Source organism: Piscibacillus salipiscarius (genome assembly GCF_042685285.1).
GTDB classification, from domain to species: Bacteria; Bacillota; Bacilli; order Bacillales; family Alkalibacillaceae; genus Piscibacillus; species Piscibacillus salipiscarius.
On the sequence record NZ_JBHUMZ010000016.1, the window covers coordinates 166,472 to 191,960 of the forward strand.

Genomic DNA, 25,489 nt, shown 5'->3' on the forward strand with positions numbered 1-25,489 from the left:
ATATGTCAGATGAAAAAAGAAAACAACAGAATGATGAACAAACTGATGATAACAACAAAGATGATGCACAAGGTTCGTTAATGGACAAAATTAAGCAGTTAGGGCAAACAAATGTACCACAGGCACCTGAATCTAACATTCATGTGCTACCCATTATTGGCCAAATTGAAGGGCACTTACAGTTACCACAAAAAAATAAGACAACTAAGTACGAACATTTAATTCCCCAAATTGTAGCTATTGAACAAAATCCAAAAATTGAGGGAGTTATTTTATTATTAAATACAGTAGGTGGAGATGTAGAAGCTGGTTTAGCGATCTCTGAAATGATTTCAACTATATCAAAACCGACTGTATCAATTGTCTTAGGTGGTGGACATTCGATTGGAGTTCCAATTGCTGTTTCTGCTAATTACTCGTTTATTACTGAAACAGCGACGATGACGATACACCCAATTAGATTGACTGGACTTGTAATCGGGGTTCCACAAACATTTGAATACTTAGATAAAATGCAAGACCGCGTTATTAATTTTGTCGTTAAAAATTCCAACATTACTGAAGAAGATTTTAAGGAGCTAATGTTTGCGAAAGGTAATTTAACTCGTGACATTGGTACGAATGTAGTAGGTAAAGATGCAGTAGATTGCGGATTAATTGACGATGTTGGTGGTGTGAAGGAAGCAATTGAGAAATTAAATGAAATGATTGACTCTAATAAAGGTGAGCAGGTGATTCAATGATTTTGTACACCCCTTTAGATGAACAAGAGATTTTTGAAGATGAGGATCAAAGTGTATATCAATTTGTAACTGTCAAGCATGCCACGGTTAAGTTGCGCCGAGATCCGGATTTAAATGGATATCAAATTGTACACATGACTTCAACAGACCCAGCAGATTATTTAAATAAAGAATTACAACCAGGAACGACTTATTACTTATAAAGTCTTATCCAAAAGATTGGATAACTATGGTATAATATATACCACACAAGAGCAGCCAGCATAAGGCTGCTTCCTTATTTTGGGGGGATACGATGGCTAAACGTAAAAAGAAGAAAAAGCAAACAAGAAGAAAAAAACGTCACGTATTACAGTTTGAATTGATTGGATTATTACTCATTTTAAGTGCCATCTTTTCAAGTGGAATTAGTACAATCGGAGAAGGATTTATCCCACATGTGTTTGTCACACTCTTTCAGTGGCTATTTGGTTTTTGGTACATAGTGGTCAGTCTATCCTTGTTTATTATTGGGGTTTATTTAATGTTTAAACGAAAATGGCCTCAATTTACATCATCTAAGTGGGTTGGATTTTATATTTTATTTGGTTCAGTCCTCCTTTTTACTCATGTTCAAACATTTGATGTTGTGGTTAAACAATATCCTGATCAAAATATTTTTGGTATTACTTGGGATTACTATGAAAGTTACCAATCTGGATTAGTAGATTACCAGTATATTGGAGCTGGTATGATTGGGGCTTCATTATTTGCTGCAAGCTATTATTTATTGTCTGCAGCAGGAGCAAAAGTTCTTGCTGTTTTTGGCGTATTAATTGGGTTTATGTTGTTAAGTGAGAAATCGATCTCAGATGTACTTGCTAGAATCATAGATAAAATTCGTCAAACAACAAATAATATAAAAGAACGATTTGAAAAACGAAGAGAAGAAAAGGAAGCTAGAAAGCAAGCTCAAGATGAGGAAAAAGCTGTTGAAACAACATATAATATTGAGCAAAATGAAGTGACTCAGTCTGAAGCCGAGCCGGTAATAGAAGATTTCCAAAAGTATGTTGAAGAAAATTCATCAGAGTCATTGGAAACAAAACAGTGGACTGAGACGGTTCAAAAAGAAGATGGGTCAGATTCTAAAGAGGATGAAATTAAAGCTTTACCTATGGCTGAAGTGGAAAATGAATCATATAAGTTACCATCACTTCAATTATTAAGAAGTCCTGTTGCTCATTCTCAACAACAAGAAAAATCACAAATTCAATCTACTGTTCAAAAGTTAGAAAAAACGTTTCATAGTTTCGGTGTAAAGGCTAAAGTTACAAAAGTACATGTTGGGCCTGCAGTAACTAAATACGAAGTGTACCCTGATGTAGGAGTTAAAGTAAGTAAAATTGTTAATCTACATGATGATTTGGCATTAGCATTAGCTGCAAAAGATATTCGTATTGAAGCGCCTATTCCAGGCAAATCTGCTATCGGTATAGAAGTGCCTAATACTGAAGTTGCTCAAGTATCCTTAAGAGAAGTTGTGCAACATGCACAAAGCCTGCCTTCTAAATTATTATTTGGATTAGGAAGAGATATTGCAGGTGAGGCAATCACAGCAGAACTAAATAAAATGCCTCACTTATTAATAGCTGGTGCTACAGGTAGTGGTAAAAGTGTGTGTGTGAATGGAATCATTACAAGTATTTTACTCAGAGCCAAACCACACGAAGTGAAAATGATGATGATTGATCCTAAAAAAGTTGAGTTAAACGTATATAACGGAATACCTCATTTATTAGCGCCAGTTGTCACTGACCCTAAAAAAGCCTCACAGGCACTAAAGAAAATCGTTTCTGAAATGGAAAGACGTTACGATTTATTTTCAGATACAGGTACTCGTAATATTGAAAGTTATAACGAATACATCGATAAAGTGAACGAGAGAGAAGACGAAAATCATCCGCACTTACCTTACGTTGTCGTATTAATTGATGAGTTGGCCGATTTAATGATGGTTGCTTCAAATGAAGTAGAAGATTCAATCACAAGGTTAGCTCAAATGGCACGTGCGGCGGGCATACATTTGATTATTGCAACTCAAAGACCTTCAGTTGATGTTATAACAGGTGTCATTAAAGCTAATATTCCATCTAGAATTGCCTTTAGTGTGTCTTCAGCTACAGATTCTAGAACAATTTTAGATGGTGGAGGAGCAGAAAAATTACTCGGAAAAGGGGACATGCTCTTTTTCCCTGTAGGTGCATCTAAACCGACACGTATTCAAGGTGCTTTCTTATCTGACGAAGAAGTTGAGCGTATTGTAGATTACTGTGTTGAACAGCAAAAAGCTCAATACCAAGAAGAAATGATTCCTGAAGAAGTTAGTGAAGTGCAAAATGATGTAGACGATGAACTGTATGAAGATGCGGTACAATTGATTGTTAGTATGCAAAGCGCTAGTGTTTCCATGTTGCAACGTAAGTTTAGAGTGGGATATACTCGTGCAGCAAGATTAATTGATGCAATGGAAGAACGAGGAATTGTCGGTCCATATGAGGGGAGTAAACCCAGGAAAGTATTAGTAAGTCAATATCAAGAGGAAGAACAAGAGCAAACATCAAGTTCATAACTGACGAACGATCCCTCTTATTTTTAGAGGGATTTTTCGTATTGAATGTATATTTAGGGTAGAATATAAGATAGAGTAAAAAAGGAGGTATAATATGCCAAAATTAAACCATCAACAATTCGAAAAAAATGAATACAATTTGCATCTTATACAAACAAAAAAGTTTAAAACTAATACAGTAGCTCTTAAATTTGCTAGGCCTCTAGATCGAGATAATATTACAGAACGTGCACTATTACCTTTCGTTCTACAAAAAGGAACGAAACAATACCCTTCAGAAAAAGCGTTAAGATTACGATTAGATGAACTTTATGGGGCGAAGTTTTCAATTAACTCGGGTAAAAAGGGAGAAAACCATGTCATTACGTTTGTATTAGACTTTGCGAATGAAAAGTTTATTCCGAATGCCAATCAATTAATTAAAGAATGTCTCCAATTTTTATATGAAGTAGCGGCTAATCCAAAAGTTGAACAAAATGAATTTGATTCTAAAATTGTTGCTAAAGAAAAGGAAACGTTAACAAATAAGATTAAGTCTATAGTCGATGAGAAAATGCAATTTGCTAACATGCGTTTAATAGATGAAATGTGTCAAGACGAAAAATATAGTGTGCACGCACATGGATACTTAGATGATATGGATCAGATTAACGCTTCAACTCTTTACAAGACCTATCAGCAAATGATTAATGAAGATGCTCTTGATGTATTTTTTGTAGGTGACTTTGAAGAAGAAGAAGTTAAACCAGTAATTGAAAGTGTTTTTAATTTTAATCGTGAGCCATCAACGAAAGTTATACAATCTGAGCATAAAAAGGTAGAACAAGTTAACGAAATTACTGAAAAACAAAAGGTCCAACAGGCAAAGCTACATTTAGGTTATCGAACAGGTATTACTTATAGGGACTCTGATTATAGAACACTACAAGTATTTAATGGTGTTTTTGGGGCTTTCCCACATTCTAAGCTTTTCTTAAACGTGCGTGAAAAGCATTCGTTAGCTTATTACGCAGCATCAAGACTTGAAAGTAATAAAGGATTAATGTTGGTATTTAGTGGTATTGCACCTGATAAATTTGATCAAGCCAAAGAAATCATAATCCAGCAACATGAAGATATTAAGAGTGGTCAGATATCAGAAGATGAAATTGATCAAACAAAAAAGGCTATTACTCACCAGTTAAAGGAAACCATCGATCGTGCTGGAGGCATGGTTGAGTACTATTATCAACAAGTGGTTTCAGGCCAATTTAATGATATGGATCATGTCTTAAATGAAATTGATCAAGTAACTAAAGAAGACATTGTACGAGTAGCCAATCAAGTTGAACTTGATACGGTATACTTTTTAACAGCAGAAGACGGAGGTGAAAGTCATGAATAAATTGAAAATTCCTCGTATCAATGAACAGATGTATCATGAAAAATTAGATAATGGTCTTGATTTGTTTCTACTTTCAAAGCCGGAAGTGGAGAAAACATTTGCTATCTTTTCAACCAAATATGGTTCGATTGATCAAACGTTCACGCCAATTGGAGAAAATGAGAAAGTGACAGTACCTGATGGTATTGCGCATTTTCTTGAACACAAAATGTTTGAAAAAGAAGATGGTGATGTCTTCCAGCAGTTTTCTGAAAGAGGAGCTTCTGCCAACGCTTTTACGTCTTTTACACAAACAGCTTACCTTTTTTCGAGTACGTCTGACGAAGAAAAGAATGTTGAAACATTATTAAACTTTGTTCAAGATCCTTATTTTACTGAACAAACAGTTGAAAAAGAAAAGGGTATTATTGAACAAGAGATTAAAATGTATGATGACCAAGCTGATTGGAGGCTGTTCTTTGGTACGATTGGGTCCCTTTATGAACATCATCCTGTTCGTATTGATATTGCTGGTACTGTAGATTCTATTTACGATATTACTCATGAAGATTTGTATACTTGCTATAACACGTTTTATCATCCATCTAATATGTCTATCTTTGTTATTGGCAATTTTGATTTAGACAGTATGGCAACTTTAATTAAAAATAACCAAAACAATAAAACGTTTGATGAACCAAATGGGATTGACAGGTTTTATGGTGATGAAAAAGATGAAGTTTACAAAAAGGTCGAGAAGATTTATATGCCTGTTACAACACCCAAGTGTATGATTGCTGTTAAAGAGAAGAAAGAATCATTAAATAAAGACCAGTTACTAAAAAATGATTTAGTACGGGATATGATATTAGATTTATACTTCTCTAAAAGTGGCTCTTTTTATGAAGAACTATATCAAAAAGGCTTAGTTATTGATAAATTAAGATTAGAGCAATACTTAGAAGAATCATTTGGATTTGCGGCTATTGGTGGAAGCACAACTAAACCAAGAGAATTCGGAGAAAGAGTGAAGGAAATGCTCTTATCCATAAAGAATGAGCCGATCAAACAAGATGACTTTGAACGCGCTAAAAAGAAAAAATATGGTGAGTTAGTTAGAGAATTTAATGAATTAGAAGGAACAGCTAACACATTTATCCATTATCATCATTTAGGAATTGATTATCGTGATGTATTTGAAATATTAGAGCAATTAAGTTTAGATGATGTGAACCGTGTAACAGATGATTGGATTTCTGAAGACCGCATTTCTATTTGCATGGTGTTGCCTGAGGATGAGAAATAATTGAGACAAACAGTATTAGTTATTGGTGCAAGTGGAGAAATTGGTAGTGCGATTGTTAAAGAACTATCCCAATATTCTTATCAGTTTATTTTACACTATTATCAAAATAAAAACGTTATTGACTTAATATCAAAACAGCTTGATGAAGATCAGATGTTAATGACTGTTAAAGCTGATTTATCTAAAGATGATTTAGATGATGTGATGATGTCTATACCTTTTCAGGTAGACATCATCATTTTTGCTCAAGGAAAGGCATCTTATGGATTAATGACTGATATGAGTATAGATGAACTTGATCGGTTATATCGCATTCATTTAAAGTCGACAGTATCTATAACTAAAAACTATCTACCTCAGATGGTTAACAAACAAAATGGTAATATTATTGTTGTATCTTCCATTTGGGGTGAAATAGGTGGGAGTCAAGAGGTCTATTATTCAGCTATTAAAGGAGCCCAGATCTCATTCGTAAAGGCATTAGCTAAAGAAGTAGGGCAATCATCTGTTCGAGTAAACGCTGTAAGTCCTGGTTTTATTGAATCCAAAATGAATGGTCATTTATCTTTAAAAGATACACAAGACTATTTAAAGGATGTGCCTTTAGGAAGGTTAGGTACTCCAAAAGATGTTGCGAAAACAGTATTATTTTTATGCCATAAAGACGCTCAGTATATTCACGGGGAAGTGATTAGAGTCAATGGAGGTCAATTAACTTAAATAATCTGTGTATAATGTTAGATCTTCCGTAAAAAATAAGAATTGAAAGTATGTATATAAGGAGGAACTAACATGTCAGTATTAGATAACTTCGAACAGTGGAAAGACTTTTTAGGTGATCGCTTACATCAAGCGCAAGAAAATGGTGTTCCAGACAGTACGATTAACGAGCTTGCTTATGAAGTTGGAGAACATTTAGCAACTCAAGTAGATGCTAAAAATGATGAAGAAGCAATGTTACGTGATTTATGGAATGTAGCTTCTGAAGAAGAACGCCATGTCATTGCGAATATGATGGTTAAGTTAGTACAAAATGAAGGAACTGGTCAATAAGGTTAATCCCGAAAGATATTCTATCTTTCGGGATTCCTTTTATTGTTAAATTTTTAATGAGTCTTTTAATTTATTATTAAATATAAAGGACAAGTTTTTACTAAAATATGATAAACATCCTTTTATTATATAGAAAAATAATTTATTATAGTATTAACATTGTTAATTATTTCATATAAGTTTAGGAAACTTGGTTGGAGGGCCTATGATGGAAGAACGTAAAGATTGGTATCTAGAATATGAAATTTTGTATAACCGACCAGGTTTATTAGGAGACATCTCATCACTTCTTGGGATGTTATCGATTAATATTATTATGATTAATGGTGTAGAAGATGCACATAGAGGAATGCTTTTACTAAGTAAAGAAGATAAAAATATGAAACGTCTTGTGACGATATTAGATACAATGAGGACGATTCAAGTCAAAAAAATTAGACGGCCGAAATTACGTGACCGTTTGGCTGTTATGCATGGCCGTTACATAAAAAGTGACTCGGATGATAAAAAGACGTTTCGTTTCGTTCGAGATGAGTTAGGTATTTTAGTAGACTTTATGGCTGAATTATTTAAAAAAGATGATCATGTTTTAATAGGTATTAGAGGGATGCCACGAGTAGGAAAAACCGAATCTGTCGTTGCTGCAAGTGTATGTGCCAATAAAAAATGGCTGTTTTTATCAAGCACTTTGTTAAAGCAAACAGTCAGAAGCCAACTAATTAAGCATGAATATCATAAAGATTATTTATATATATTAGATGGCGTAGTATCGGTTAAACGCTCGAGTGATAAACATTGGCAAGTCATAAGAGAGGTTATGCAGTTACCTGCAGTTAAAGTTGTAGAACACCCCGATGTGTTCGTGCAACATTCTGAGTATACTTTGGATGACTTTGATTACTTTATTGAACTGCGCAATAATGAAGATGAAGAAATTACGTATGAGAAAATTAATAAACCAGAATTTGATGAGCAAGATGGGTTTTCAATGTTTGATTTTGAATAAAACTGGACGGTGTTAGACATGCAAATAGGCGAAAGACTTAAAGAAGCAAGAATTGAAAAGGATTTAACTTTAGATGATCTGCAAAAGGAAACTAAAATTCAAAAACGTTATCTAGAATCTCTTGAAAATAATGATTGGTCAGTTTTGCCTGGCGTTTTTTATGTGCGAGCATTTGTTAGAGAATATGCAGAAGCTGTTGGCTTAAATGGAGATGAACTATTAGATGAACATAAGGATGAATTGCCTGCATCTCAAGCTGCTCAGCAATATGAATATGTGACGCCATCAAGATCCAGTCGAGCCTCAAGTGGAGGTTCTAATCCACTGTTCAATTACTTACCTAAAGTACTTGTCATTTTACTTGTAGTAGCTATATTATTTGCCATTTACTATGCAGTGATTAACTTCATGGACCCAGGTGAATCTAACCCTGGTAATCAAGTTGATGATAATGAAGTGATTACAGCACCTGAAGAAGATGAACAAGGAACAAGTGGTGAAGAGGAGTCTCAGCAAGAGGAAAATACAACTGAGCAAGAGAATCAAAATGAAGATGAGAATGCTAATGAAGAACCAGAAGAGCCTTCTACTGAGATTAATGTAGTTTCCAGTGATGAAAGTAAAGTGGAAACAATCTATGAAGTTAGTAATGTAGACCAAATAAAACTATCTTTAGCAACTACTAGTGATCAAAATTGGTTACAAGTTCAAGGTAACTCAGAGTATTTTCAGGGAATGCTTACTCCTGATAATTCTCCATTAGAATTTGACATTGAGGAAAATGAAGTATACTTAAACATTGGTAGTGCGCAGGGATTAACTATTACAGTTAACGGAAAAGAACTACAATATGAATTTGATCCTAACGAAGATGACAATTACATTCGTCAACATATCTACATTAGATTAGCGGAAGAATAAGTTATAATCCTTTGCTGTATGCAAAGGATTTATTTCATGTGAAGTTGGAGGGCTACAAATGAATATACCAAATAAGATTACTATTTCTCGTATTTTTTTAATTCCTATTTTTATCATTTTAATTGTTGTTCCTTTTGACTGGGGTTTGCTATCAATTGGAGAGTATGATTTACCAGTTGACCATTTAATTGCAGCGATTTTATTTTTAATTGCATCATTTACAGATTGGGTCGATGGTCACTATGCACGCAAATATAATCTAGTAACGAATTTGGGTAAGTTTTTAGATCCGTTAGCTGATAAGTTACTTGTGTCTGCAGCTTTAATTTGTTTAGTAGAACTAGGGATGGCTCCAGCTTGGATTGTCATCATTATTATTAGCCGTGAATTTGCAGTGACTGGGTTAAGGTTAGTAGCAGCTGGAGAAGGAATCGTGTTAGCGGCAGGTCAAATGGGAAAACTCAAAACAACTTTACAAATTGGAGCAGCGGGCTTCCTTTTATTACATCACTTCCCATTTTCATATATAGGTTTTCCGATTGGAACCGTCTTTTTATATGCTGCTGCACTAATAACGGTTATTTCAGGTGTAGACTACTTTATTAAGAACTGGCATGTCATGAGGGATTCGAAATGATTGAAGACACTAAATGTGAAATTATTACAGTTGGAACAGAATTGCTCTTAGGCCAGATTGTCGATACCAACTCAGCTTGGTTATCGGAAGTGTTAGCAAACTCTGGTATAAATGTTTACTATAAACAAACTGTTGGCGATAATTTTGATCGCTTATATTCAGCTTTTTCTGAAGCACAAAATCGATCGAACATAGTATTTGTAACAGGAGGTTTAGGGCCAACGGATGATGATTTAACTAGAGAAGTGGCTGCTAAGCTATTTGGTACGGAACTTGAAACTGATCAGAGTACAATCAATAAAATTAAACATTATTTTGAACTGAAAAATCAAACTATGACAGAAAACAACCAAAAACAAGCTCTTTGCTTTAAAGGTGGTACGGTTTTTAATAATGAAGTAGGTATGGCACCTGGTTTATTTTATGAATTTAACAACACTTGGTGGATCTTTCTTCCTGGCGTACCACGTGAGATGAAGTGGCTTGTATCAGAACAGGTTGTGCCTTTTTTAGATAAACATGGTGTTTTAACAACTAAATTATATAGTAAAGTGTTAAGCTTTCAAGGTATTGGTGAATCCATTTTAGAAACTGAACTTCAAGATTTAATAAGAAATCAGTCCAATCCTACCATCGCTCCGCTGGCAGGAAACGGTTATGTTACCTTAAGGTTGACAGCTAAAGCAACAAGTGAGATCGAAAGTGATGAATTAATGGCACCAGTTGAACAACAAATCATGGATCGAGTAGGAGGATACTTTACAGGTTATGGGCATATTCCATTAGAAGTTCAGTTAATGAATATATGCAAAGATAAAAAACTGACCATTAGTTCTTGTGAAAGTTTAACAGGCGGATTGTTTGCTTCGACTCTTGTACAACATGATGGTGCATCATCCATATTAAATGGCTCAATTGTTTCTTATACAAATGAAGTAAAAGAACACGTAGTTGGTGTTTCTTCTTCAATATTGGATAACCAAGGTGCTGTTAGTAAAGCATGTGCTAAGGATATGGCTGAGAAGACTAGAGAAAAGTTAAACACTGAGATTGCTATTAGTTTTACTGGAATAGCTGGAGATGATCCTGTAGATGGACATGAACCTGGCACCGTGTTTATTGCAGTTTCATCAGAAGACCATACAAAGGTACACGAAAGACACCTATCGGGTGGAAGGAACATAGTGAGAGAACAAGCTGTTCTAGAAGGTTTTAAGCTTTTAATAAATTTTATAAAAAAATTTTACTAGCTGGGAAAACATCATTTTCTTTTCATTTTTTATCAAAAATGATAGCTTTGGTATGAGAAAATGATGTTTTCTTACGATATAAAACAGAACAAATATTCGCTTTTTTGTTGGCAAATAATCTAAAAAGTAGTATGATAGAGTTACTTAATCGAAGGGGGACTATTTAAGATGAGTGATCGTAAACAAGCATTAGATATGGCTTTAAAACAAATTGAAAAGCAATTTGGTAAAGGGTCCATTATGAAATTAGGAGAACAAGAAGGACAAACGGTTTCAACCGTATCAAGCGGCTCATTATCATTAGATGTAGCACTTGGTGTAGGTGGTTACCCTCGCGGACGCGTTGTTGAAATATATGGTCCTGAATCTTCTGGTAAAACAACAGTTGCCTTGCATGCCATTGCAGAAGCGCAAAAACAAGGCGGACAAGCTGCGTTTATTGATGCTGAGCATGCACTAGATCCTGTATATGCTAAGGCATTAGGAGTAAACATAGATGATTTATTACTTTCTCAGCCTGACACAGGTGAACAAGCATTAGAAATTGCTGAAGCGTTAGTTAGAAGTGGAGCAGTTGATATTATTGTCGTAGACTCAGTAGCGGCATTAGTACCAAAAGCTGAAATCGAAGGCGAAATGGGAGATGCGCACGTAGGTTTACAAGCTAGATTAATGTCTCAAGCGCTTCGTAAACTATCAGGTGCTATTAATAAATCTAAATCTACTGCCATTTTCATCAACCAGATCCGTGAAAAAGTTGGAGTTATGTTCGGTAACCCTGAAACGACACCAGGTGGACGTGCACTAAAATTCTATTCTTCTGTAAGATTAGAAGTACGCCGCGCTGAAACTTTAAAACAAGGTAATGAAATGGTTGGTAATAAGACTAGAATTAAAGTTGTTAAAAACAAGGTAGCACCACCATTCAAGCAAGCTGAAGTAGATATCATGTATGGAGAAGGAATTTCACGTGAAGGTGAAATATTAGATATTGGTTCAAACCTAGACATTGTTCAAAAGAGTGGTGCTTGGTTCTCGTATAATGGTGAGAAACTAGGACAGGGCCGTGAAAACGCTAAACAATTTTTAAAAGACAATCCAGATGTTTATGATGAAGTAACACAAGCAATCAGAGCTCACTATAACTTTGAAAAGAATGATGAGGACGTTGTGGAAGAAGAAGGGCAAGAAGAATTAAATTTAGAATAAATTTGTCGTCTTGTTAATAGTAAAGAGGCTGAGACAAGAAGAAAAATAACTATTTAAAAACCAAACATTGAATGTTATTAGCGTAGTCAAAATGCGAGACTCCAGCAGGAACAGCACGAGCTGAAAATCACTCCATACGTACGGAAGTACGTATGGAGAAGTTGAAGCCGTGCCTGCGGAAAGCGAAGCATTTGATTACGCTAAAAATGAGGACGAACTTTAGGGAGTGATTTATTCTCTAATTTTCGTCTTTTTCTAAATTAATACATATTTTCCCCAGCCTCTTTAAATATAGAGTTAGCTAAGAAAAAATATGTAAAGTACCTGTAAATAGTTTGACAATTCCTTGACACGAAGGATAGACAGGCTTAAAATTAAATTGTATAATTTTCATTTTTACCTAAAAAATGATGAAATGAATGATTGTACTTTACCGACTGAAATGTATGAAAGAAAAAGAAATTTGAATAGCAAGAGGAGGTGAATGTATGGATAGTATGGCAATACTCATCTCCATTTTGCTTTTAGTTGTCGGTATTGTTGTTGGGTATTTGGTTCGCAAATCAATTGCCGAAGCCAAAATTTCTAGTGCAGAAGGACTCGCGAAACAGATTGTCGAAGAAGGCAAACGTAACGCTGATTCGGCAAAGCGTGAAGCTCTTTTAGAAGCGAAAGATGAAAACCATCGTTTGAGGCAAGAACAAGAAAATGAGCTTAGAGAACGTCGAACAGAGGTTCAAAAGCAAGAAAATCGACTCTTGCAAAGAGAAGAAACGCTTGATCGAAAAAGTGAAACATTAGATAAACGTGAGCTAATGTTAGAAAAGAAAGAGGAATCGTTAAGTGAAAAACAACAACAACTAAATGAAACCGAGAGCAAAGTGGATGAGTTATTAAAGACACAACAAACAGAACTAGAACGTATTTCAGGACTGACTCAGGACCAGGCTCGAGAAGAGATATTAGATCGTGTGAAGAAAGAATTAGAACACGAGACGGCTCTAATGGTCAAAGAAGCCGAAAATCGAGCTAAAGAAGAAGCAGACAAGAAGGCAAAGCAAGTCCTTTCACTTGCAATGCAGCGTCTTGCGGCCGAGCATGTATCTGAAACAACTGTTTCTGTTGTTAACTTACCGAATGATGAAATGAAAGGTCGAATTATCGGTAGAGAAGGTCGTAATATCCGTACGCTTGAAACGTTAACTGGTATTGATCTCATCATAGATGATACTCCTGAAGCTGTTATTTTATCAGGTTTTGATCCAATTAGAAGAGAGATTGCAAGAATTGCTCTTGAAAACCTTGTTCAAGATGGACGAATTCATCCGGCTCGAATTGAAGAGATGGTTGAGAAATCTCGTCGTGAAGTTGATGAATATATTCGAGAAGTTGGTGAACAAGCGACATTTGATATTGGATCACATGGGATTCATCCGGATTTAATCAAGATTATTGGGCGTTTGAAGTACCGTACAAGTTATGGTCAAAACGTCTTAAACCATTCATTAGAGGTTTCTTATTTATCTGGATTATTAGCAGCAGAACTCGGAGAAGATGAACAGTTAGCAAGACGTGCAGGATTGTTACACGATATCGGTAAAGCAGTGGACCATGAAGTAGAAGGCAGCCACGTTGAAATTGGTAAGGAATTAGCACAGAAATACAAAGAACACGAAGTCGTAATTAATGCGATCGCATCTCACCACGGTGACGAAGAGGCTACTAGTGTCATCTCAGTTATTGTAGCTGCAGCTGATGCTTTATCTGCCGCAAGACCTGGTGCTAGAAGTGAATCGTTAGAAAACTACATTAAACGACTCGAAAAACTTGAAGAAATAGCGGATACTTATGAAGGCGTTGAAAAATCATTCGCTATTCAAGCAGGACGCGAAGTTCGCATAATGGTGCGTCCAGAAGATATTGATGATGCAAAAGCTACACAATTAGCACGTGAAATCAGACAGAAAATTGAAGATGGCTTGGATTACCCTGGCCACATTAAAGTTACAGTTATTAGAGAGACACGCGCAGTTGAATATGCGAAATAAAAACGGCTATTATAAGCCGTTTTTATTTTTGACTTTAAAACTTGATTGTGTAACTATTTACGTATACATAAGACTAAGCAATAGAAGGGGTCGCGTATGAATATTTTGTTTATCGGAGATGTTGTAGGGAAGCCTGGTAGAGAAGCACTTAGACAAAATCTATCTAATTTACAGGATCAACATAAAGCGGATTTAACCATTGTTAACGGTGAGAATGCTGCTCATGGTAAAGGATTAACTAAAAAACTTTATCACCAATTTTTAGAATGGGGAGCTGACGTTGTTACATTAGGTAATCATGCTTGGGATAAAAAAGAGATTTTTGATTTTATTGATGATGCGGAGTATTTAGTAAGACCAGCCAACTATCCTGAAGGAACACCAGGAGAAGGGTTACGCTTTGTTAAGAAAAAGCAAAAGACAGTAGCTATTATTAATTTAATGGGAAGAGTATTTATGAATCCATTAGATGATCCATTTCAAGTTATAGACTCATTAATAGATCAAGCAAAATCAAAAACTAATTTAATATTTGTAGATTTCCATGCTGAGGCAACAAGTGAGAAACAGGCGATGGGATGGTATTTAGATGGGAAAGTTTCAACAATAGTTGGTACACATACTCATATCCAAACTTCGGATGAACGTATTTTAACGAATGGAACTGGGTATATTACTGATGTTGGGATGACTGGTGCTTACGATAGTATATTAGGGATGGAAAAAGAATCAATCATTCGTAAGTTTAAAACGGGTTTACCCGCTAAATTCGAGGTTCCAGAAACAGAAAAAACAGTTTTAAGTGGAATTAGTGTTTCAATTGATGACCAAACGGGTAAAACTAATAATATAAAACGAATTTTAATCAATGCTGATCATATTAATTTTAATTGATTAAAATTGTAATATTTGAATTTTTCGGAAAACTAGTTCATAATAAAAGGAATAGAACCATAGAATGCTGAATAAATTAGTTATGAAATCATAATAGTCAATTAAGGAGGAACTAGTAATGGAAATATTAAAAGTTTCAGCAAAGTCAAATCCAAACTCTGTAGCTGGTGCGTTGGCAAATGTGTTACGCGAACGCGGATCAGCAGAAATTCAAGCAATTGGTGCGGGTGCTCTTAACCAAGCCGTTAAAGCAGTAGCGATTGCAAGAGGATTTGTTGCTCCTAGTGGTGTTGACTTAATTTGTATACCAGCATTTACGGATATTCTAATTGATCAAGAAGAGAGAACAGCTATTAAGTTAATCGTAGAGCCTAGATAACTTGCAAAATGAACGTTCAAATCCTAGTAATGGGTTTGAACGTTTTTTTGTATGGATTAGTTTTATTTATGACAAATTTAGTATATTTCTTTGGAATTAATGGTTCTGTATTGTTAAAATTCGTTGTAGGATTTATACTGTATTAATGGATAATGCTGTTTAGAATATCCTTAAGTAGTGCGTGAAAGGAGTCTTATATATATGAACGAAAAACAAAGGAAAGAGCAGAGTCAAATTAACCAAGTCGATCCAGCGGACGTAAAATCCGACCAGGATAACTTAAAAAGACTCAAAGATAAAACTTCCGATGATTTTATGAAATACTTTGAAGTAACATATGAACCACCAAATATGAAAAAAGCTAAGAAACGTTTAAGAAAAGAAGTTGAATACCATGATGACTTTGAAATTGAGGAGCAGTTTCAAGGTCTAGGTAAAGGTAAAAAATTCTTAATTAGAACATATGGCTGTCAAATGAATGAGCATGACACAGAAGTTATGTCGGGCATTTTGACTGAAATGGGATATGAAGCAACAGCAGACCAAAATGAAGCTGACATTATCTTGTTAAATACTTGTGCGATTCGTGAAAATGCTGAAAACAAAGTATTTGGTGAGATTGGTCACCTCAAAGCTTTAAAAAGAGAAAACCCAGATTTAATTATTGGTGTTTGTGGCTGTATGTCTCAAGAAGAATCAGTTGTGAATCGTATTCTTAAAAAACACCAATATGTTGATTTGATTTTCGGAACTCATAACATTCACCGTTTACCGCAACTAGTTTACAATGCACTCATGAGCAAAGAGATGGTTGTTGAAGTATGGTCTAAAGAAGGTGACATCATTGAAAATCTTCCTAAACGCCGTGAAGGAAGAATAAAAGCTTGGGTTAATATTATGTATGGATGTGACAAGTTCTGTACATACTGCATTGTGCCTTATACTCGTGGTAAAGAACGTAGTCGTAGACCTGAGGATATCATTCAAGAGATTAGACATTTAGCGGCGCAGGGATATAAAGAAGTGACATTACTTGGCCAGAACGTTAATGCGTATGGTAAAGATTTAGATATGGATTATGGGCTAGGCGATTTAATGGATGAAATTCGAAAAATTGATATTCCGAGGGTTAAGTTTACAACATCTCACCCTAGAGACTTTGATGATCGTTTAATTGAAGTCCTAGCTAAAGGTGGCAACTTAATGCCTTATATTCACTTACCTGTTCAATCTGGTAGCTCTGAAGTGTTACGTGTCATGGCGCGTCGTTATACACGTGAAAGTTACTTAGAACTCGTAAGAAAAATAAAAGAACAAATTCCAAATGCAGCTTTAACTACAGATATTATTGTAGGTTTCCCTAATGAAACAGAAGAACAATTTGAAGAGACAGTCTCTCTATACCATGAAGTAGGTTTTGAAGGGGCGTATACCTTTATCTTCTCTCCTCGTGATGGTACACCTGCGGCAAGAATTGAAGACAATGTATCTGAAGATGATAAGAAGAAACGTTTACACCGCTTAAATGAGGTTGTCAATCAATATTCTAAGCAGGCAATGGAAAAATATAAAGGTAAAGTGGTTAAAGTTCTTGTAGAAGGAACAAGTAAAAGTAATGATGAAAAGTTAGCAGGTTATACTGAGCGCGGCAAATTAGTCAACTTTGTAGGCCCTAAATCAGCTGTTGGTGAAATTGTTAACGTGAAGATTACAGAAACAAAAACTTGGACCCTTGACGGTGAAATGATTGAAGAAACCGTCGCTGAGCCAGTAGAGGTGATATAAATGGCAGAATACACAAGGCAGCAAGTCGTTGCTGAAGCTAAAGAGCTAGCGAAAAAATTATCAAAAATAGACGAGATTGAACGTTTTAAAGAGTTAGAAATTAAAATTAATAACAATAATAAAGTTCAAGCTCATATTAAGAAGATCAAAGCACTGCAGAAACAAGCAGTTAACCTTCAACATTATGGTAAAGGCGAGGCGTTAAAGCGTGTTGAAGAAGAATTAGACAGATTTCAAGCTGAATTAGATGAGATTCCGATTGTACAAGAGTTTAAGGATTCTCAAGTAGTTGTAAATGATATATTACAACGAATTACGAATACGATTGCTAATGAAGTAACTGACGAAATCATTCGCCAAACCGGCGGGAACGTCTTAAAAGGTGAAACAGGAAAAGGTTTAGAAAAAGAAAATTCAATGTAATCTACTACAAAGCCATTAATTGAGGTGCTACCCCTCAATTAATGGCTTTTTTTATGAATTGACTAACACACATTAATGGGCAAATACATATGAATGAGTATGAAAACATAAAACATCGCGGCCAAGAATCACAACAAATACCTAATTTGCATAAAATACATTGGCTAACAAAGGAGGAGGATCACGCATGTTCGACCGCGAATATCGCGAAATTATAACTAAGGCGGTTTGTGGTAAAGGGAAGAAATTCACAGAAACACTTCATATGGTAAACCCAAACCATAAACCTACTAGCATTTTAGGGTGCTGGGTCATTAATCATCAATATGAGGCTAAGAAGAAAGGGCGTTTCGTTGAAGTTACAGGGGCATATGACATCAACGTTTGGTACTCGCACAGTAATAACACAAAAACAGAAGTTGTAACAGAAAGAAAACAATATGTAGATAAGGTACCAATTGTAATGAAGGATGATAAATGTCTTTCAAATTCTTTCGACGTAGTAGCTCGAGCAACTCAACAGCCGAACACGTTAGAGTGCACGATTGATGAAAGTGGTAAGGTGAAAGTTGAGTTAGAAAGAGAATTTGTAGTTGATATTATTGGAGAAACTAAAGTATGGGCTAAAATCGAACCAAACGGTTTCGATGAAGATGATTTTGACTTCGATGATCTTGAAGCTGAATTAGCAGAAATTGATGTAGATAAGGAATAAAAAGGCTGAGACTATCAGCCTTTTTATTTTGGTTAATTTCTTAAATAGAATAGAGCTAGTGATGTTCATGAATTTTGCCTGTTACCTATGCTATAATGACGGATAGACATACATTAATGGGGGATACATACCATGGCAAAATATACGCCAATGATGAAGCAATATCTTCAGATTAAAAAAGAAAATCAAGATTCATTTTTATTTTTTCGATTAGGTGACTTCTATGAGATGTTCTTTGATGATGCGTTAAAAGCAGCTAAGGAACTAGAAATCACCTTAACTCAGCGTGACGGTGGTGATGAGAAAATCCCTATGTGCGGGGTTCCTTATCACTCTGCGGAACGATATATCAAAATATTAATAGAAAAAGGATATAAGGTTGCGATTTGTGAACAGGTTGAAGACCCTAAAACAGCTAAAGGGGTTGTTAAAAGAGAAGTCGTACAAGTGATTACCCCTGGTACGATCATGGAAGGTAGTATGCTAAATGAAGAAGAAAATAACTTCATTGCCTCAATCACACCTGTTATAAATGATTTCGTTATCTCTTATGTAGATTTATCAACCGGTGAAAGTTTTGTAAGTTTTATTGAGCGAGAATTTAAAGATGTCATAAGTGAGCTATATAATAGGCCTGTTAAAGAAATTGTAGTGCCAAGTGAGATTGATAATCAAGCTAAGGCTGATCTATCACTATATCTAAATGCAACTATTTCAACAGAGGATGAAGAAGAAATTCCTTCAGACTATCAATATTTAGTTGAAGATTTCTCAGATGAACGGTTAATTCGAGGTTTTGGACGAGTTTTTCAGTATATCTATAAATCGCAAAAACGTTTTCTATTACATTTACAAAAAGTTGTATATATCGAATTAGCCCAGTACATGAAGTTAGATCTATACTCTAAACGTAATCTTGAATTAATGGAGTCGATTCGGGATAAAAGTAAAAAAGGAACATTGTTATCCGTGCTAGATCAAACCGCAACAGCTATGGGCGCTAGGAAGTTAAAGAAGTGGATTGACAGGCCGTTACTATCGAAAGAGCTTATTGAAGAGCGCCATCAACAAGTACAAGCGTTGATTGATCATTTCTTTGAAAGAGAAGAATTAAAAGATTCATTAAAAGACATGTATGATATTGAAAGGCTTGCAGGCCGTATTTCTTATGGAAATGTTAATGCGCGGGATTTATTACAGTTAAAGCGTTCATTAGCAACATTTCCTAGTGTAAAAGAAATTTTAAATCAAATTAATAACGACTTGCTTCAAAATTTACTCCCAGAAACGAAACCTTATGAGGAAATCTATCAGTTGCTAGATGCGGGTATTAACGAGGAGCCGCCTATATCGATTACAGAAGGTGGAATTATTAAAAATGGTTATCACGAACAACTCGATCAATATCGTGAAGCTTCACGGAATGGTAAAGCTTGGGTAGCCAATCTAGAAGCTGATGAACGTAAGCGTACAGGTATTAAATCATTAAAGGTTGGTTACAACAAAGTATTTGGTTATTATATTGAAGTAACTAAGGCTAATCTTGCTAATGTCGACTTAACTAGATACGAGCGAAAACAAACGTTAACGAATGCGGAACGTTATATTACACCAGAATTAAAAGAGAAAGAGCGATTAATTCTAGAGGCTAATGATCAAAGTGTCGAACTTGAGTACGATTTATTTGTTGAAATAAGAGAGCAAATGAAAAATTATATTCCCGCGTTACAATTATTAGCCGATCGCATTAGTCAATTAGATGTGTTATTAAGCTTTGCTAATGTGAGCGAAACCAATAACTATATTAAGCCTAATATGGTTGATTCGCATGTTGTTCATGTTGAGGATGCACGTCACCCAGTTGTTGAAAAAGTCATGAAAGATGAATTTGTTCCCAATCATTTTAATTTAGATGAGGAAACCAACATCCTTCTCATTACCGGGCCAAATATGGCTGGTAAAAGTACGTACATGAGGCAGCTAGGATTAATTGTGATTATGTCACAGATCGGCTGTTTTGTGCCTGCTAGATCTGCCAAGCTACCTGTTTTTGACCAAATCTTTACTCGCATTGGTGCTGCAGATGATTTAGTGTCAGGACAAAGTACGTTTATGGTTGAGATGTTAGAGGCTGAACATGCCGTTAGAAATGCTACTAATCATAGTTTAATATTATTTGATGAGATCGGTAGAGGTACGAGCACATATGATGGCATGGCCTTAGCCCAGTCAATTGTTGAGCATATTCATGATCATATAGGTGCTAAGACTCTGTTTTCAACCCATTATCATGAACTGACTGCCTTAGAGGATACCTTACATCAATTAACTAATGTACATGTAGAAGTGGATGAACATGATGGTGAGGTTGTGTTCTTACACCATATTAAAGAAGGTAAAGCTGATAAAAGTTACGGCGTTCATGTAGCTAAACTTGCAAACTTACCAGATGATATTATTGACCGTGCTAATTACTTACTCAATACTTATGAAGCAACAAGTAGTATTCGAGAAAAAAGCACGAATGAAGAACAATTAACATTATTCGAGCCGAAAGAAGAGCCACCTATTCAAAGAGATTTACAGGTCGTACACCAATTGCAGGATTTAAATTTATTAAATATGACGCCTATGGATGCGATGAACTTTCTATATGAAATAAAGAAGAAGTTGGACTAAAGGAGGTCAATGATGGGGAAAATTATTCAATTGCCAGATGATTTGTCCAACAAAATTGCAGCAGGTGAAGTCGTTGAAAGACCTGCTTCAGTAGTAAAAGAGCTATTGGAAAACAGCGTGGATGCTGATAGTAAGTGGATTAAGCTAGAGCTTGAAGAAGCGGGTCTTCGTATGATTAAGGTCATTGACGATGGACATGGCATAGAAGCGGATGATTGTGAAAAGGCCTTCTTTAGGCATGCGACGAGTAAAATTACTGATGAATTTGATTTATTTAGAGTGAAAACGTTAGGGTTTAGAGGTGAGGCTTTAGCAAGTATCTCATCTGTCAGCCAATTAACATTAAGAAGCTCCACTGGAGATCAAACTGGTACTGAAATCGTTGTGCATGGCGGGGAAGTTAAGAGCATTCAAAAGCATACCAAGCGTAAAGGAACAGAAATTAGTGTGGAGAATTTGTTTTATAATACACCAGCACGATTAAAATATTTAAAAACGATCCATACTGAGCTAGGTCATATTACAGATACGGTTAATAAAATGGCTTTGTCACACCCAGATATACGTTTTGAGTGCTATCACAATGGCAAAAGAATTTTCTTTACACCAGGTAACGGACAGTTACTTCAAGTCGTCCAGCAAATCTACGGAAAGAAAATCGCTCAAAATATGTTAAACGTTCAAAATGAATCACTAGATTATAGTATTCAAGGATATATAGCGAAACCAGAGATCACACGTTCAAACCGGAACTTCATTTCACTTATTGTAAATGGACGATTTATCAAAAACCCAATTATTAATAAAGCGATTATTGAAGGTTATCATACGTTTTTACCAATAGGTAGGTATCCGATCGTGGTGCTTCAAATAAATATGGATCCCTATTTAGTCGATGTCAATGTTCATCCAGCCAAGACTGAAGTTAGGTTTAGTAAAGAAAAAGAGTTATTTGATATTGTTAAGCAATCTGTTTACGATGTATTACATCGTCAGACTCTGATCCCATCAGGTGCTAAGCAAGAAAAACCAAAATCAACACAGACAAGTTTGTCTTTTGATCCTTTAGAAAACCAAAGTCGTGTATCGGAAGATCGAAAACAACTTGAAGATCTTAGCAACGGTTTTCAAATAAATGAAACATTAAATGATAATGATAACTCCAAATTTATTGCAGACGTAACAATAGACCAAGACAACCCTTATGAAAATATAAAAGAAGAGCCTGCAGAAAGCGAGACAATACAAAACGAGCGTATGCCTGTTATGTATCCAATTGGTCAGCTTCATGGTACATACATATTAGCTCAAAATGAGAAGGGGCTATATATGATTGATCAGCATGCGGCTCAAGAGCGAATTAAATATGAGTTTTTTAAGAAAAAACTCGGAAATCCTGTTAAAGAAGTACAAGAATTATCTGTTCCACTAAGCTTTGAGTTTACAAGTAAAGAGGCTATAACAATTGAGGAAAACAAAGAATTATTCGAGAGTGTAGGTTTATTTTTAGAAAATTTTGGGGATTATAGTTATATCGTTAGAGCTTATCCTAGTTGGTTCCCGAAAGGTGAAGAAGAGCAGATTATTCGAGATATGGTAGATGAATTAATCGATGGCAGGTCAATTAGTATAGAGAAAATTAGAGAAGAAGCGGCTATTCTAATGTCTTGTAAACGATCCATTAAAGCAAACCATTATTTAAATCACCAAGAGATGGAATACCTATTAAATGAGCTTAGAACTTGCCACGATCCATTTACGTGTCCTCACGGAAGACCTATTGTGATACACTTTAGTGAGTATGAATTGCAGCGTATGTTTAAACGAATTATGTAAAGGCTAGGTGTCACAATTGGAGAAACCATTTGTCGTAAGTGTAATCGGTCCAACTGCAGTAGGAAAAACTAAATTAGGAATAGAAATTAGTAAACGATTTAATGGTGAAGTGATAAACGCTGACTCCATGCAATTTTTTAAAGGTTTTGATATTGGTTCTGCTAAAGTAACAGACGAAGAAAAAGATGAAATACAGCATCATTTAATCGATCACTTAGACCCGGAAGAAGATTATTCTGCAGCTGAGTTTAAGACTGATTTAAATAAAACGGTTACTAACTTAAATTCTTCTCAAAAGCTTCCAGTTGTTGTGGGAGGTACTGGATTTTATATCCACTCAGCATTATTCAATTTCCAGTTCTCAGATATTAAACGTGATTCTGAATATGTTGAACAAGCTCTTAAGGAGATTGAAATTAAAGGAATTGACCCGTTTTACAATCGTTTAAGACAAGTAGATCCAAAACAGGCAGAAAAAATACATCCACATAATATAAGACGTGTCATAAGAGCACTTGAAGTATATGATTTGTCTGGAAAAACAATGTCAGAAATAGAGGATCAACAAATCGTAACACCAACTTATCGTTCCTTCATTATAGGTTTAAACATGGAACGTGAAATACTATATCGACGAATTAATAAACGAGTCGATTTAATGGTTGAACAAGGGTTAATTGAAGAAGTGCGGGAACTTTATGAAACATATGGACCTAATGTTCAGCCTATGCAAGGCATTGGCTATAAAGAGTGGATTCCTTATTTTAATGGTGTATATGACCAGAGCAGAGCTATTGAATTGATTAAACGAAATACGAGACGGTTTGCTAAGAGACAATTAACGTATTACCGTAATAAAATCCCAAATGTGAATTGGTTTAACATAAATCCAGACAATTATTGGCCAATATTTGAAAATATTTTCAAAAAAGTAGAAGGAAAGATTAATCATTTATAGAATTATTAATATAACAGATAGATAGAGGAGGAGTTTGTATGGCTAATTCTACAAACGTACAAGATACTTATTTAAACAAATTACGCAAGGAAAAGGTACCATTAACTGTATTTTTGACTAACGGGTTTCAATTACGTGGGGTCGTAAAATCTTTTGATAACTTCACAATTTTAATCGAAGTGGAAGGGAAGCAGCAATTAATTTTTAAACATGCAATCTCTACCTTTGCACCTTCTAGAAATATTGATTTGGAATCATAATATTTACTAAGAGTGTAAATTGATTAAGCCTAACTCTATCACGGGGTTAGGCTTTATTTGATGATAAATACTATTTAAGTATTTTGTTATGAGTTATGTTATAGTAATGATTGCCAAAGAAGATAGTGGTTATATTATATAACAGAGTAGGATAAAAAAGGAGCCATTAAATGAACGAACAAGCCATATTAATTGGATGTCAAATTCAAACAGAACATGATCGGATGTTTCAATCATCTATGGATGAACTCAGAGCATTAGCATTTACTGTTGATGCTGAAATTTTAGAAACGTTCACTCAAAAACGTGATAAAGTACATTCAGCTTATTACGTAGGAACTGGAAAAGTCGAAGAAATTAAGTATTATATTCAGGAGAATGAAGTGGATGTTGCTATCATTAATAACGAGCTAACACCTTCTCAATCTCGTAACTTATCCAATACGTTAGATGTTAAAATCATTGATCGAACACAATTAATTTTAGATATATTTGCTATGAGGGCAAGAACGAAGGAAGGTAAACTCCAAGTCGAGCTTGCTCAATTAGAGTATATGCTGCCTCGTTTACATGGTAAAGGTGTTGAATTGTCCCGATTAGGTGGGGGAATTGGTACAAGAGGTCCTGGTGAAACAAAATTAGAAACAGACAGAAGGCATATAAGGAATCGAATTACGGATATTAAAGCCCAATTAAAACAAGTAGCTAAACATCGGAATCAATATCGAGAAAATCGAAAAAGGCGCTCTGCATTTCAAATCTCGATTGTTGGTTACACCAATGCTGGCAAATCAACTTTGTTTAATCGTTTAACACAAGAAACATCACTAGAAGAAGATAAGCTTTTTGCGACTCTTGATCCGCTTACAAGGAGACTAACCTTACCATCTGGCTTTCAAGCTTTACTATCTGATACGGTTGGATTTATTCAAAAATTACCGACAACATTGATTGCAGCTTTTCGCTCGACACTTGAAGAAGTGACAGAAGCTGATTTTATTTTACATGTCGTTGATTGCTCTGACCCACAAGCAATCGAACATGAAAAAACCGTTAAAGAGTTACTAAATGAATTAGAAGCGGATCACTTACCAATTTTGACGGTGTATAACAAAATTGATTTACTTAAAGACGAATTTATTCCTTATTCTCAGCCGAGCATATCGATCACAGCTAAAGATGAATCTCATTTAAAACAACTGTTATTAAAAATTGAAGATGTATTAAAACACGAATGGAAATCTTATAATTTAGCTTTACAATCTGACCAAGGTAAAGTGTTGAATGAATTAAAACATGAATCCATCGTATCGTCTTATACTTTTGATGAAGAACAAGAAGTGTACCACGTGGAAGGATATATTGATCAAGAGAAACCATTATACAATCAATTAATAAAGTGAGTGAACCAAT

The 25,489-nt window shown here is 35.1% G+C and carries 23 protein-coding genes; all 23 read left to right on the forward strand.

What is annotated here, in order from left to right; translation table 11 throughout:
• The first annotated feature begins 2 nt into the window (after window positions 1-2).
• The 23 genes from ACFSW4_RS05595 (at window position 3) to hflX (ending at window position 25,479) form a co-directional block, all read left to right on the forward strand.
• Window positions 3-743 carry a ClpP family protease gene (locus ACFSW4_RS05595; protein WP_377328002.1) on the forward strand — a complete coding sequence of 247 codons (741 nt, stop codon included), beginning with the start codon at window positions 3-5 and terminating at the stop codon, window positions 741-743.
• Window positions 740-946 (forward strand): YlzJ-like family protein, encoded by a 207-nt coding sequence (locus tag ACFSW4_RS05600; RefSeq protein WP_054751447.1) that lies wholly within the window; start codon window positions 740-742, stop codon window positions 944-946. The genes ACFSW4_RS05595 and ACFSW4_RS05600 overlap by 4 nt, the downstream gene beginning before the upstream one ends.
• A gap of 92 nt (window positions 947-1,038) precedes the next feature.
• Window positions 1,039-3,354 carry an FtsK/SpoIIIE family DNA translocase gene (locus ACFSW4_RS05605; RefSeq protein WP_377328004.1) on the forward strand — a complete coding sequence of 772 codons (2,316 nt, stop codon included), beginning with the start codon at window positions 1,039-1,041 and terminating at the stop codon, window positions 3,352-3,354.
• A gap of 94 nt (window positions 3,355-3,448) precedes the next feature.
• Window positions 3,449-4,738 (forward strand): EF-P 5-aminopentanol modification-associated protein YfmF, encoded by a 1,290-nt coding sequence (yfmF, locus tag ACFSW4_RS05610; RefSeq protein WP_377328006.1) that lies wholly within the window; start codon window positions 3,449-3,451, stop codon window positions 4,736-4,738.
• Window positions 4,731-6,023 carry an EF-P 5-aminopentanol modification-associated protein YfmH gene (gene yfmH / locus ACFSW4_RS05615; RefSeq protein WP_377328008.1) on the forward strand — a complete coding sequence of 431 codons (1,293 nt, stop codon included), beginning with the start codon at window positions 4,731-4,733 and terminating at the stop codon, window positions 6,021-6,023. Before yfmF ends, yfmH begins: the two co-directional genes overlap by 8 nt.
• On the forward strand, window positions 6,024-6,743 hold the full coding sequence (gene ymfI, locus ACFSW4_RS05620) for an elongation factor P 5-aminopentanone reductase (protein ID WP_377328010.1): 720 nt from the start codon (window positions 6,024-6,026) through the stop codon (window positions 6,741-6,743).
• Between the two features lie 72 nt (window positions 6,744-6,815).
• Window positions 6,816-7,076, forward strand: coding sequence for a DUF3243 domain-containing protein (locus tag ACFSW4_RS05625; RefSeq protein ID WP_054751443.1), 261 nt, complete (start codon window positions 6,816-6,818; stop codon window positions 7,074-7,076).
• Between the two features lie 208 nt (window positions 7,077-7,284).
• Complete coding sequence (locus ACFSW4_RS05630) at window positions 7,285-8,082, forward strand: DUF3388 domain-containing protein (RefSeq protein ID WP_377328012.1); 798 nt, start codon at window positions 7,285-7,287, stop codon at window positions 8,080-8,082.
• 18 nt (window positions 8,083-8,100) lie between these two features.
• Complete coding sequence (locus tag ACFSW4_RS05635) at window positions 8,101-9,003, forward strand: helix-turn-helix domain-containing protein (protein WP_279401193.1); 903 nt, start codon at window positions 8,101-8,103, stop codon at window positions 9,001-9,003.
• A 58-nt stretch (window positions 9,004-9,061) separates the two neighbouring features.
• Window positions 9,062-9,640: a CDP-diacylglycerol--glycerol-3-phosphate 3-phosphatidyltransferase gene (pgsA, locus tag ACFSW4_RS05640; RefSeq protein WP_054751440.1), complete on the forward strand. Its 579-nt coding sequence runs from the start codon at window positions 9,062-9,064 to the stop codon at window positions 9,638-9,640.
• A complete protein-coding gene (locus ACFSW4_RS05645; RefSeq protein WP_377328014.1) occupies window positions 9,637-10,890 on the forward strand; it encodes a competence/damage-inducible protein A in 1,254 nt (417 codons plus the stop codon). Before pgsA ends, ACFSW4_RS05645 begins: the two co-directional genes overlap by 4 nt.
• 168 nt (window positions 10,891-11,058) lie before the next feature.
• On the forward strand, window positions 11,059-12,099 hold the full coding sequence (gene recA, locus ACFSW4_RS05650; protein ID WP_377328016.1) for a recombinase RecA: 1,041 nt from the start codon (window positions 11,059-11,061) through the stop codon (window positions 12,097-12,099).
• A 488-nt stretch (window positions 12,100-12,587) separates the two neighbouring features.
• A complete protein-coding gene (gene rny / locus ACFSW4_RS05655) occupies window positions 12,588-14,147 on the forward strand; it encodes a ribonuclease Y (protein ID WP_377328018.1) in 1,560 nt (519 codons plus the stop codon).
• Between the two features lie 96 nt (window positions 14,148-14,243).
• A complete protein-coding gene (locus ACFSW4_RS05660; RefSeq protein ID WP_377328020.1) occupies window positions 14,244-15,041 on the forward strand; it encodes a TIGR00282 family metallophosphoesterase in 798 nt (265 codons plus the stop codon).
• A gap of 118 nt (window positions 15,042-15,159) precedes the next feature.
• A complete protein-coding gene (spoVS, locus tag ACFSW4_RS05665) occupies window positions 15,160-15,420 on the forward strand; it encodes a stage V sporulation protein SpoVS (protein ID WP_054751438.1) in 261 nt (86 codons plus the stop codon).
• A 201-nt stretch (window positions 15,421-15,621) separates the two neighbouring features.
• Window positions 15,622-17,205: a tRNA (N6-isopentenyl adenosine(37)-C2)-methylthiotransferase MiaB gene (gene miaB / locus ACFSW4_RS05670; protein ID WP_054751436.1), complete on the forward strand. Its 1,584-nt coding sequence runs from the start codon at window positions 15,622-15,624 to the stop codon at window positions 17,203-17,205.
• The gene (locus ACFSW4_RS05675) at window positions 17,206-17,628 is read left to right on the forward strand and encodes a RicAFT regulatory complex protein RicA family protein (protein ID WP_054751434.1); all 423 of its coding nucleotides are present in this window, start codon (window positions 17,206-17,208) and stop codon (window positions 17,626-17,628) included.
• Between the two features lie 187 nt (window positions 17,629-17,815).
• On the forward strand, window positions 17,816-18,343 hold the full coding sequence (gene cotE, locus ACFSW4_RS05680) for an outer spore coat protein CotE (protein ID WP_054751432.1): 528 nt from the start codon (window positions 17,816-17,818) through the stop codon (window positions 18,341-18,343).
• Between the two features lie 132 nt (window positions 18,344-18,475).
• Window positions 18,476-21,022 (forward strand): DNA mismatch repair protein MutS, encoded by a 2,547-nt coding sequence (mutS, locus tag ACFSW4_RS05685; protein WP_377328023.1) that lies wholly within the window; start codon window positions 18,476-18,478, stop codon window positions 21,020-21,022.
• Between the two features lie 12 nt (window positions 21,023-21,034).
• Complete coding sequence (gene mutL / locus ACFSW4_RS05690; protein ID WP_377328025.1) at window positions 21,035-22,858, forward strand: DNA mismatch repair endonuclease MutL; 1,824 nt, start codon at window positions 21,035-21,037, stop codon at window positions 22,856-22,858.
• A gap of 7 nt (window positions 22,859-22,865) precedes the next feature.
• A complete protein-coding gene (gene miaA / locus ACFSW4_RS05695) occupies window positions 22,866-23,816 on the forward strand; it encodes a tRNA (adenosine(37)-N6)-dimethylallyltransferase MiaA (protein ID WP_377328027.1) in 951 nt (316 codons plus the stop codon).
• A gap of 38 nt (window positions 23,817-23,854) precedes the next feature.
• Window positions 23,855-24,076, forward strand: coding sequence for an RNA chaperone Hfq (gene hfq / locus ACFSW4_RS05700; RefSeq protein ID WP_054751429.1), 222 nt, complete (start codon window positions 23,855-23,857; stop codon window positions 24,074-24,076).
• A 170-nt stretch (window positions 24,077-24,246) separates the two neighbouring features.
• The gene (gene hflX / locus ACFSW4_RS05705; protein WP_054751427.1) at window positions 24,247-25,479 is read left to right on the forward strand and encodes a GTPase HflX; all 1,233 of its coding nucleotides are present in this window, start codon (window positions 24,247-24,249) and stop codon (window positions 25,477-25,479) included.
• Window positions 25,480-25,489 lie beyond the last annotated feature (10 nt).

Coding starts and splice junctions, on each gene's coding strand:
- ACFSW4_RS05595 (WP_377328002.1), top strand. CDS start 3: ATGTCAGATGAAAAAAGAAAACAACAGAATGATGAACAAACTGATGAT.
- ACFSW4_RS05600 (WP_054751447.1), top strand. CDS start 740: ATGATTTTGTACACCCCTTTAGATGAACAAGAGATTTTTGAAGATGAG.
- ACFSW4_RS05605 (WP_377328004.1), top strand. CDS start 1,039: ATGGCTAAACGTAAAAAGAAGAAAAAGCAAACAAGAAGAAAAAAACGT.
- yfmF (WP_377328006.1), top strand. CDS start 3,449: ATGCCAAAATTAAACCATCAACAATTCGAAAAAAATGAATACAATTTG.
- yfmH (WP_377328008.1), top strand. CDS start 4,731: ATGAATAAATTGAAAATTCCTCGTATCAATGAACAGATGTATCATGAA.
- ACFSW4_RS05625 (WP_054751443.1), top strand. CDS start 6,816: ATGTCAGTATTAGATAACTTCGAACAGTGGAAAGACTTTTTAGGTGAT.
- ACFSW4_RS05630 (WP_377328012.1), top strand. CDS start 7,285: ATGGAAGAACGTAAAGATTGGTATCTAGAATATGAAATTTTGTATAAC.
- ACFSW4_RS05635 (WP_279401193.1), top strand. CDS start 8,101: ATGCAAATAGGCGAAAGACTTAAAGAAGCAAGAATTGAAAAGGATTTA.
- pgsA (WP_054751440.1), top strand. CDS start 9,062: ATGAATATACCAAATAAGATTACTATTTCTCGTATTTTTTTAATTCCT.
- ACFSW4_RS05645 (WP_377328014.1), top strand. CDS start 9,637: ATGATTGAAGACACTAAATGTGAAATTATTACAGTTGGAACAGAATTG.
- recA (WP_377328016.1), top strand. CDS start 11,059: ATGAGTGATCGTAAACAAGCATTAGATATGGCTTTAAAACAAATTGAA.
- rny (WP_377328018.1), top strand. CDS start 12,588: ATGGATAGTATGGCAATACTCATCTCCATTTTGCTTTTAGTTGTCGGT.
- ACFSW4_RS05660 (WP_377328020.1), top strand. CDS start 14,244: ATGAATATTTTGTTTATCGGAGATGTTGTAGGGAAGCCTGGTAGAGAA.
- spoVS (WP_054751438.1), top strand. CDS start 15,160: ATGGAAATATTAAAAGTTTCAGCAAAGTCAAATCCAAACTCTGTAGCT.
- miaB (WP_054751436.1), top strand. CDS start 15,622: ATGAACGAAAAACAAAGGAAAGAGCAGAGTCAAATTAACCAAGTCGAT.
- ACFSW4_RS05675 (WP_054751434.1), top strand. CDS start 17,206: ATGGCAGAATACACAAGGCAGCAAGTCGTTGCTGAAGCTAAAGAGCTA.
- cotE (WP_054751432.1), top strand. CDS start 17,816: ATGTTCGACCGCGAATATCGCGAAATTATAACTAAGGCGGTTTGTGGT.
- mutS (WP_377328023.1), top strand. CDS start 18,476: ATGGCAAAATATACGCCAATGATGAAGCAATATCTTCAGATTAAAAAA.
- mutL (WP_377328025.1), top strand. CDS start 21,035: ATGGGGAAAATTATTCAATTGCCAGATGATTTGTCCAACAAAATTGCA.
- hfq (WP_054751429.1), top strand. CDS start 23,855: ATGGCTAATTCTACAAACGTACAAGATACTTATTTAAACAAATTACGC.
- hflX (WP_054751427.1), top strand. CDS start 24,247: ATGAACGAACAAGCCATATTAATTGGATGTCAAATTCAAACAGAACAT.